Source organism: Staphylococcus sp. OJ82, from assembly GCF_000294465.1.
GTDB lineage: Bacteria > Bacillota > Bacilli > Staphylococcales > Staphylococcaceae > Staphylococcus > Staphylococcus equorum.
Genome location: NZ_ALPU01000001.1, coordinates 304277 through 314837 on the forward strand (window position 1 = coordinate 304277; position 10561 = coordinate 314837).

Sequence of the window (10561 nt, forward strand, 5' to 3'; positions counted from 1 at the left end):
AAAAATCAATAGATACAGTTTTAGAGGTGTATAAATGAAGAACGCAATAAAATTATTTGTAATGGATTTGAAAAAGATTGCTAAGACGCCTGCTGTTTTAGTGATTTTAGGAGGTTTAGCACTTCTTCCTTCTTTTTATGCTTGGTTTAACTTAGAAGCGACATGGGATCCATACGGTAATACTAAAAATATTAAAGTGGCTGTTGTAAATGAGGATAAGGGAGATACAGTTAAAGATAAAAATGTGAACGTGGGCAATAAAATTACTAATAAACTAAAGAAAGATGATAACTTTGATTGGCAATTTGTAAGTCGAAAAAAAGCCGATCATGATTTGAAGATGGGCGATTATTACGCGGCCATTTACATACCAGAGAAGTTTACACACCAAATTACCGGCACACTTCGAAAAAACCCACAGCAAGCAGACGTAGAATACAAAGTGAATCAAAAACTTAATGCGATTGCGCCTAAAATGACAAATGCAGGGACGAGTGCCATTGTTCAAAAAGCAAATGAACAATTTAATGAGACAGTAACAAAAGCATTATTAGATGAAGCAAATCGACTTGGCGTGAACCTTGAGGAAGAAATTCCAACCATAAATAAAATTGAAGATGCAGTATCTAAAGCTAATGATTCTATACCCAAAATTAATGATGTTGCTGATAAAATAATATATTTAGATGAAAATCAGGATGAAATTGACAATTATGCTGATGAATTTAGAGCGTTAGGAAATCATAAAGGTGAGGTTATAGATGCTGCAGATAAATTAAACCAAGTTAATGCGGCCATTCCGACATTAAATGAGCGAGCTAAATTGATATTGGCATTAAATGACTACATGCCAAATATTGAAAATGCCTTGAATGTTGCATCTAATGATGTACCAGAAGCTTTTCCAAAAATTAATCGTGGTGTAGACCTTGCAAGCGCAGGGGTTGACGCAGGGTTACAAGGCCTGAATGAAGCGCAAGGATATTTACCTGCAGTGCAACAGCGTGTCGAAGGCTATCAAGAAGTCGTTGATAATGCACAAGAAGCAAATCAAAATGCTAATAATCGATTACAAGAAAATGTTGAAACTGAGCAGCAAAGTTCTAAAGGGTCAGATAGTTATTCAAATATTAAAACTTCGCAAATAAGTAATGGTAATAGCGACAATGCTGGGAATAATCAAAATGGAACAGCAATAAGTAGTGGAGATGTAAGCGCAATGGAATCTTCACTATCAAAATCATTATTATCTTTATCCAATTATACCGACAAACAAGCGGAAAGTAGTCAAGAAGATATTAATGCGCTAAAAAATGTCACTTACGGTATTATATCTACAGATAAGCCAAAAGATTTCAAAGAAACTTTAGATAATATTAAATCTAGACTTGAAGTAACAAGTAAGTCCAATCAAAAGTTTATAGATATATTATCAGAGCTTGAAGATAGAGAAAAGGTAGATCTTTCTGATGAGATTAAGGAATTAGAATCAGCAAATAATAGAATTAATAATTTAATTAAGACACAAAATCAACTTAGTGAAGCACTTTCGAATGGAAGTTCTGGTAAAGAAGAAGCAGTAGAATTACTTAAAGAAATTCCACGCGTGAATAGTAGCTTAGATGATTTAAGAAACTATATTAAGTCAGAACTAAACCAAAAATTATTAGATGTATCTAATGATGTGATGTCATTATTAGATGACGGCGATATAAAACTATCAACTGTTCAATCGAAATTAAACACAATTGATCAAGTTATAAATTCAGGAGAAAGTATTTTAACTACTGGTAAGGATAGAATTGAGACGATTCAAAGTGCACTACCAGTCATTGAGCAAAGATATATGGATGCAATGTCTATTGCTCAAAATTATTATCCACAATTTAAACAAAGTGTTTCTAACGCAGCATCATTTATTGAAAATGACTTGCCAGGTTTAGAACAACAGTTATCTGATACAACAGCAACTGTGAACAATACAATACCTACACTGTTTAATCGCTATGATAATTTGGTAGATATTTTAGATACAAATCAACCACGTGCAAAAGAAAGCTTGCACAATTTGGCAGATTTTGCACGTAATCAATTACCAGATGTTGAAAAAGATCTGGCTAAAGCGAACAAACTATTTGATGAGATTGAAGACGACGATGCAGTGGATAAAATGGTAGACCTATTGAAAAATGATTTGAAAAAACAAGCTAATGTAATCGCAAATCCAATTAATATAGATCAAAAAGATATATTTCCTGTGAAAGACTACGGTTCAGCAAGCACACCATTTTACACAGCATTAGCAATATGGGTAGGAGCTTTATTACTAGTAAGTTTATTAACGACAGATAATAAACATAAATCATTAGAGCCACATCTAACGACAAGAGAAATTTATCTAGGAAAGAGTGGGTTGTTTTACATGTTGGGTATTATCCAAGCACTCATCGTATCAATTGGAGATATAGTGATACTGAAAGCGCAAGTTGAATCTGTTGTATGGTTTATTGCTATATCAGTATTCTCATCACTTGTATTTATTTCAATTGTATATACTTTAGTGTCATTGTTAGGAAATCCAGGGAAAGCAATTGCAATCATCTTCCTTGTACTACAAATAGCAGGTGGTGGTGGAACCTTCCCAATCCAAGTTACACCAGAGTTCTTCCAAGTAATTCACCCTTATTTACCTTTCTCCTACTCAATAGATGCTTTAAGAGAAGCAGTTGGAGGACCTGTACCTGAAATTTTAACTAAAAAATTAGTGGTACTTTCATTATTTGGTATAGGATTTTTATTAATTGGTGTTATCTTTAAACCAATTACTGATCCACTGATGAGAAAAGCAACTGAAAAAGCTGAAGAAAGTGATGTAATGGAATAAAGTTATTATGCTTATAATAAGTAATATTTAATTTTTAAAAAATCAATGATGGTTGAAAAACGATAGTTTAGTAAGGAAGGTTAATATGGAGCATAAAGAGGGAAACTTAGAAATAATAATTAACCAATTCTATGATGCTACAGCGAATATTAATAAAGCAATTACTAACATGGTTAAAGAATTGGAACCAGGTCGTTACTTATCTTATGAACAAATAGAAACAATGTATTTTATTCAGCATAATGAAAAAGTATCGATTAACGACTTAGCAAATAAGCAACGTACTTATAAGACAGCTGCATCAAAACGTGTTAAGAAGTTAGAAAGCAAAGGTTATGTGCAACGAGTTTATTCGAATGATAAACGTACTAAATTAGTGAGTTTGACGCATAATGGAGAACGCTTATTAAAAGAAATGAAAATAAACTTAACAAAAGAAATAAAGTTACTTTTGTTAAGTTGTTTTGTTAGAGAAGATTTTGAAAAATTTATGTATCAGCTCATGAATTTTGAAAAGACATTTTTAAAAAAGTACTACTAGAGTAAGTTAATTTCACTAAATTAAAGTATCCGCTGTAACTTAGATATTTGAAAAATGAAAATTTAACGTTTATTAATCGTAATCATATTAGTAAGAACATTGAGTCATTTATTATAAGAAACCAACCTCTACATATTTGTATTATACATGTAGATTGCTATCAGTTAATTCATTCATACTAAAATTACTGTTCATATTGCTAAAAGATTATTGTAGTTACTATCCCAATATATAAAAATCATAAAATTTGTTTAGCTGGTTTCATATTGAAACCGGCTATTTATTAACCAAAAACCGCATCATAAATCGATAAGCAGAGCCCTATAATAAATAAAACAAGAAATTAAGTTGTACTTAACTTAGAAGTGGATGTGAAGACTATTAAACTTTTTTAGGTAAGCTTTAACCTGTAAATATCTTTTTAGAAAAAGGTGAAGATTTATTAGATTATCAACATATTAAAGCACAAATAAAAAGTAGGGACTTACAGATAAACAATAAACTTACGAAAGATCCACAAGTTGCTTTTATTCATAATGCACGTCAGTTTCTAGGAGATAAATTTATTAGAATTGCAAAGCCACATAAATTACTAAGTAATAATAAAATAATTGCTGTTAAACTTCCTTAATCAAGCAATGCCTATCCTTCATCGCCATTGCTTGTGTAATCTGTTCTAGTCTATCCATCCATCGCCCACTAATTCTATTCTAGCTTATCCACCCGACGCAATTTTCTGACTCATTCTAGCTTTGCCTATCCACCTATCGTGCTTTATCTACGCACTCCACCTTTAAAATCTACAACTTCCTTATGCTTATTCATTCACTAACTCTCCATACTCTTCTCATCGTTCTTTTAATTCACACCCCCCTTTTCCTTCGTCACTCGGTCATGGCAGTTTGTAATTCTTGTTCAATTAAGTAGATATGTGTACTGATCAAATTCCGTTGTTCGTTCAAGAATTCTAGGTGTGCGCGTAAAATGCTTGGGACATCTATTTTGTTTTGATAAAGCATGTCTGTGTTTTTTCGGATTTCTTTTAATGGCATATTCAAATTGCTTAGGCACTGGATAAATTTAATCATTTCGATATCGTCGTCTGTGTATAAACGCTTGTTATTTCTATCTCTGTCGATGTGTTTCAAGATATTCTTTTTCTCGTAATAACGCAGTTTGCTTTTAGGTATATTGCAATAATCTGAGACATATTCAATGTAATATTGTTTCATGTAAGCATATCCTTTCTCTTAAACCAAGGTTTAACTGATATTGTACTCTATATAAACATGAATGAGGAGGAAATACAATGAAAAAAGCTTTAATTGTTGTAACAAACATTGCAAAATACGATAATATAGACAGACCTACGGGTGCGTGGTTCTCAGAGGTTACGCACTTTGCGAAAGATTTCTATGACGCAGGTTATGATGTTGATTTCGTAAGTCCGAACGGTGGATATGTGCCTCTTGATCCTATCAGTCTTAGCCCTGAAATGATGCGAGCTGAGGACTGGGAATACTATATGGACCATGATTATATGAACAAATTTGGACAAACGTTATCTCCAAAAGAGGTTAATTCTAGCGACTATCAAGCCATTTACTTTGCAGGTGGACATGGTGCGATTTGGGATTTTAGAAATAACAAAGAACTTAACGACATTGCGTTAAGTATTTACAATAACCAAGGCGTTCTCTCTTCTGTATGTCATGGTGCGGCTGGTCTACTCGACATTAAAGAAAATGGCGATTACCTCGTTCGTCATAAAGACGTGACTGGTTTTACAAATAGTGAAGAACAAGCAAATGGTACAACTGAATACATGCCATATTTATTAGAAGACGAATTTATTAGTAACGGTGCACATTTTAAAAAAGAGGATGACTGGAGCAATTTCGCAGTCGTAGATGGTCGCATTGTGACTGGTCAAAATCCTCAATCAGGACATGCTGTTGCTGAACACGCTTTAAAAATCTTAGCTAATCAATAATTTCATAAAGGAGCGATACACATGAAATCAATAATTATCGGTGCTAATGGTGGCGTCGGTCAACATCTTATACGTAAACTGAAAGCACGAGATGTTGATTTTACTGCCGGTGTTAGAAAAGAAGAACAAGTTGAATCTTTAAAAGCAGATGGTATCGATGCAACTTACATTGATGTCGCAAAACAATCTATTGATGAATTAATAGAATTATTTAAATCGTATGATCAAATCCTTTTTTCCGTTGGTTCTGGTGGGAGCACAGGTGACGATCAAACAATCATTGTAGATTTAGACGGTGCAGTGAAAGCAATTAAAGCAAGTGAACACGTCGGTCATCAACACTTTATTATGGTATCAACGTACGACTCACGTCGAGAAGCGTTTGATGCGTCAGGCGACTTGAAACCATACACTATTGCTAAACATTATGCGGATGACTACTTAAGACATGCAAATTTAAAATATACCATCGTGCATCCAGGCGCATTAACTAACGATCATGAAACGCAACAATTCAATATGAGTGCGCAATTTGAAAATGTACAAAATCCGTCTATTACAAGAGAAGATGTAGCAGAAGTGCTTGTTTCTGTGTTAACTGATGAAACATTAAAAGGTCACGAATTCCAAATCATTAATGGTGATTTATCATTATCAGACGCAACGATTAAATATCTTGAGGAATAATAAATGAATAATCAACAAATTGTACTTGCAAAACTACCATAAGGTATCCCTCAAGACCATTGTATTTAGATTTGAAACAATAGAAGCACGAGAACCTTAAGTAGGTGAAGTTCAAGTAGACTCCATTTATTTATCTATAGATCCTTACATGAGAGGTAGAATGAATGATACAAAAAGCAATATTCAACCTTTCTAAGTGGATGAGCAATTACAATTTGTCATGTTCGCACTCGCGAAACTATTATAAGACTTATCATAGCAACGCCTGGAACATTACGTTTTGTTCCAGGCGATTTTTTTATATTTACACTTAAAATCAATGTATATCAAATGATTCTCAACATGGGGCATGGCAATGTATATGCGCTCTTTGTTTAATTATGATTATATCAAACATTTACTTTGTAATTTGTCTATAGTGATAAGTCTCTAAACTAAGAAAATCAAAAGTTAAATTGCGTGTATGAATGTAAAAAGAAGTAAAAAATTTATATTTTTATATAATTATTTTGTGGCATTGTAATATTAATGTAATAATGTGGCCTGTAAGACAAATATGAGGAGGGTTTTTATGAAAAAAGTTTCTAAATTTATTTTAGATAGTAGTTTAGTTTTGAGCTTTTCTGTAACGCCCGAATTATTTAATGTCACTCAAGCACATGCACAAGAATCTGTGAAACCTTCTTTTAATTATAGAGGTTAGACAGCACATCAAAGTAACTTTATTCTAGATAAGAAATTTAAAACATCTCTAAAAGCTGTTAACTTCAAGATTAATAATTACAAGATTACTAAAAATAATAAAGACTTATACGATCCAACATATTACGGGGTTTCTAAACATAAAGCGAATGGTGTTTTCTTCTTATTAGACCGTAAGTCAGTGAGCAAAAAAGAATTTTTGAATCATTACGGTGAAGCAAAGTATACATCTACATCAGCCTGAGGTAAAGAATATATCTATAAAATTGAAGATAAAGATGTGAGATTTTTTGTTAACCAAAAGGATTATGTCATCAAAGGACAAATCATTAGTGAATAAAATGAGATACTAAGCATGTATGAGAAGTGGGATAAAATTCATTTTGAATCGTAGTCTCGCTCCCTAAATTAATTTATACTGCATTTAATTCAAAAGTTATTTTACATGTTTAAGATTGACGATAAAACAATATAAAAAACCGCATCATTAACCGATACGCAGAAAGTTATCCTAGGTGATTTGAATTATTAAAAAAGTGAAATCGAATGAATTAGCATCAAAAGTAGTTAAGTAAAGTTTCATCTTTCTGAATCAGGTAATACCAACACCAACTAATTTAGGCATAAAAACCCCACAATACTTTAAAATATTGTGGGGAATTACTTTCATCCAATTTTAGGCGTTTTTAAAAATAGCTTAGCAAGAAATCAAACTATTTTGTGTGTAACTTTAAATGTAAAACGTGTACTTTTTCTGCCAATTCTTGAACTGGGCCATCGACATCAGCATTTTCAATAACTTGATGGATAGTAAACTTTTTACTGGTGATTGTGGTGCACCAATGTCACTTAGCCATGTATTTAATTGCTCAGAAGAACTGGCATAAACGATTCTTCCAAGACCTACCCAACCATGAGCGGCGGCACACATCGGGCAGTGTTCCCCAGAAGTGTAAACCGTTGCTGTCTTGCGCTCTTCTGGTGTTAAATGATTAAGCAGCCCATTTCGCTATTTCGAATTCAGGGTGTCTAGTGTGATCACCACCACTAACATGGTTGTGATCTTCAAATAAAATGTTGCCATTAGAACTCACTAATATAGATCCAAATGGTTCGTCTCCCTTATTCAATGCCTGTTCTGCTAATTCGACACATTTCTCTAAATAAGTCATATCAGATTCACTAACCATCTAATAACCTCCTTAGTCATTACAAATGAATATTATTCATTAAAAATATTACATAGTACTTGTATCAATTACAAAACGATATTTAACATCTGAAGCTAACACTCTCTCATAGGCATCATCAATTTGGTCAGCTGAAATTAATTCGATTTGAGGTTCAATGTTATGTTTTGAACAGAAATCTAACATTTCCTGAGTTTCTCTTATACCACCAATAGCTGAACCAGCAAATGATCTACGATGACCTATTAAATTTGCTACATGTAATGATATAGGCTCTGCGGGTGCCCCAACATTAACGATTGTACCATCTAGTGTTAATAATCTAAGGTAGTCATCTAATTTCAGATTCGCACTTACTGTATTAATAATTAAGTCAAATGAGCTTGCAAGTGTTTCAAACGTTGCTTCATCACTTGTTGCATAATAATGTGAAGCACCTAATTTCAAACCATCTTCTTCTTTATTTAATGTTCTTGATAATACAGTTACTTCAGCACCCATAGCACGTGCAATTTGAACAGCCATGTGTCCAAGTCCTCCCATACCTATAACTGCTACCTTTTTATCTTCATTTGCATTCCAATGATTTAAAGGTGAATAAGTCGTAATGCCAGCACAAAGTAATGGTGCAGCAGCATCTAAACCAATATTATCAGGAATACGTAATACAAAATCTTCATGTACTACGATATGTGTTGAGTATCCACCTTGAGTTGGTTCACCATATCTGTCTGTACCTGCATATGTACCGACGTTTCCTTTTAGACAGTATTGTTCTTCGCCATTTTGACAATGAACACATTCTCCACAAGAGTCTACCATGCAACCCACGCCGACACGGTCATCTATTTGATATTTACTAACTTCAGAACCGACTTCTTTAACAATTCCTGCGATTTCATGACCTGGCACTAATGGGTAATTAACGGGACCCCATTCTCCATGTGCAGTATGAATATCAGAATGGCAGATGCCTGCATATTTAATTTCTATTAAAATATCGTGTGTATCAAGATCACGTCTTTTAATTTCTGTAGCATAAAAATCAGAATCTGGACTATTCACAGCTCTAGCTTTAACATTTAACATATATTAATTCCTCCATTATTCGTACTTCAGAATATTTCTATTGATATTCTTCACTGTTCATAATAGACCTTAAAGTATACTTTAGGTCAATGAATATGACTTCGCATAAAATTATGACTGAACAAAAACAATATCTGGAGTAAATAATATATGCATTCATTTATAAAACAGTGAAACTATCGATAAGGTTGTTTCCAGTATTTTAAAACTATTTAATATTGATTCAAAAATTACCAAATAAAAAAGAACGCGTCTTATATGAACTGAACCCAATAAGTGAGAGTAAAATAAAGACACTTTCGTTGAATTCATATTAAAATGAATTTATTCGGAGGTGTTTTTTCTATGAAAAAAGTAGTGTATTCAGTAGAAACTAAAAACAAAGTAATAGAAATGAAAATTCAAGGTTATTCTACTAAACATATTATGGAAACTTTAAGTATTAAAAGTAAAACTCAAGTACAAAGATGGTGGAAATGGTATAGAGATGGTGAAAGCAATAGGTTTCATCAACAAGTCGGAAAACAATATTCGTATGGAAAAGGAATTGAAGAATTAAATAATGAAGATAAATTAAAACTAGAAATTAAACGTCAACAAGCTGAAATTGATGTTTTAAAAAAGTACAAGGAATTGGAAAGGAAGTGGCGCCAAAAGTAATAATACAAGTGGTTAATGCGTTGAAATCAAGTTATTCAGTTAAGGTAATATTAGGGGTTTTTAATATCTCAGAATCTACTTATTACCGCTGGAAACTTAAAAATTATGAAGTAGATTCAGTTGAAGAAAAAATAAAATATATTTGTCGTAAACACAACTATACCTATGGTTATAGAAAAGTAACTGCCGAATTAAATAAACATAGCGTCAAAAAAGTAAACCATAAAAAAGTACAAAGAATTATGCAGGAAAACGAGCTGAATTGTCGCGTTAAACCTAAAAAATCTAAAAGACCAGGTAATCCATTTTATAAAACAGATAATTTGCTACAGAGAAATTTCAACGCAAGCCGTCCATTAGAAGCACTTGTAACGGATATTACTTATTTACCTTTCGGTAATACAATGTTATATCTTTCGTCAATTATGGACGTGTATAACGGAGAAATAATTGCTTATACGATAGATAATCATCAAAATCAAAGTTTAGTAAACGACACATTGAATCAATTAGAAATTCCAGATAGTTGTATACTCCATAGTGATCAGGGCAGTGTTTACACATCTTATGAATATTATAAATTGTGCGAAGAAAAAGGCATTACCAGAAGCATGTCCCGTAAGGGAACGCCAGCTGATAATGCCCCGATTGAATGTTTCCATTCCTCGCTAAAGTGCGAAACATTCTATCTAAACAAAGAGCTCAAAAGCTCTAATAACATTGTAATAGATATTGTCGAAAATTACATTGAAAACTATAATAAAGTTAGAATTCAACAAAAGCTAGGCTACTTATCTCCTATAGAATTCAGAAAA

7 protein-coding genes and 3 pseudogenes are annotated in these 10561 nt (G+C 32.7%); 7 read left to right on the forward strand and 3 right to left on the reverse strand.

Annotated elements, in window-relative coordinates; translation table 11 throughout:
* Positions 1–34 precede the first annotated feature (34 nt).
* A complete protein-coding gene (locus SOJ_RS01400) occupies positions 35–2884 on the forward strand; it encodes a YhgE/Pip domain-containing protein (protein WP_002506272.1) in 2850 nt (949 codons plus the stop codon).
* 85 nt (positions 2885–2969) lie between these two features.
* Positions 2970–3425 (forward strand): MarR family winged helix-turn-helix transcriptional regulator, encoded by a 456-nt coding sequence (locus SOJ_RS01405; RefSeq protein ID WP_002506273.1) that lies wholly within the window; start codon positions 2970–2972, stop codon positions 3423–3425.
* 884 nt (positions 3426–4309) lie between these two features.
* Here SOJ_RS01405 and SOJ_RS01410 read toward each other — a convergent pair.
* Entirely contained in the window at positions 4310–4657 is a 348-nt protein-coding gene (locus SOJ_RS01410; RefSeq protein ID WP_002506274.1) for a helix-turn-helix domain-containing protein, read from the reverse strand.
* A 77-nt stretch (positions 4658–4734) separates the two neighbouring features.
* On the opposite strand from SOJ_RS01410, the gene SOJ_RS01415 reads away from it, so the two are divergent.
* The 4 genes and pseudogenes from SOJ_RS01415 (at position 4735) to isaB (ending at position 7147) form a co-directional block, all read left to right on the forward strand.
* Positions 4735–5418, forward strand: a complete 684-nt coding sequence (locus SOJ_RS01415; protein WP_002506275.1) for a type 1 glutamine amidotransferase domain-containing protein — start codon at positions 4735–4737, stop codon at positions 5416–5418.
* 21 nt (positions 5419–5439) lie between these two features.
* A complete protein-coding gene (locus SOJ_RS01420; protein ID WP_002506276.1) occupies positions 5440–6105 on the forward strand; it encodes an NAD(P)-binding oxidoreductase in 666 nt (221 codons plus the stop codon).
* Positions 6106–6150: 45 nt separating this feature from the next.
* Positions 6151–6298: pseudogene (locus tag SOJ_RS14830) on the forward strand (NADP-dependent oxidoreductase); the annotation flags it as partial.
* 378 nt (positions 6299–6676) lie between these two features.
* Positions 6677–7147: pseudogene (gene isaB, locus SOJ_RS01425) on the forward strand (immunodominant staphylococcal antigen IsaB family protein).
* A gap of 373 nt (positions 7148–7520) precedes the next feature.
* Here the strand turns inward: isaB and SOJ_RS01430 are convergent.
* Positions 7521–7997 (reverse strand): annotated as a pseudogene (locus SOJ_RS01430) (nucleoside deaminase).
* Between the two features lie 48 nt (positions 7998–8045).
* A complete protein-coding gene (locus tag SOJ_RS01435; RefSeq protein WP_002506279.1) occupies positions 8046–9086 on the reverse strand; it encodes an NAD(P)-dependent alcohol dehydrogenase in 1041 nt (346 codons plus the stop codon).
* 345 nt (positions 9087–9431) lie between these two features.
* Here SOJ_RS01435 and SOJ_RS01445 point away from each other — a divergent pair.
* Positions 9432–10561, forward strand: a protein-coding gene (locus tag SOJ_RS01445) for an IS3 family transposase (RefSeq protein WP_156789155.1) whose coding sequence is annotated in 2 segments (ribosomal slippage) — positions 9432–9702 and positions 9702–10561 — 1131 coding nt annotated over the 2 segments. Because the reading frame shifts where the segments join, the coding sequence is not laid out codon by codon here. This gene is flagged as partial in the annotation.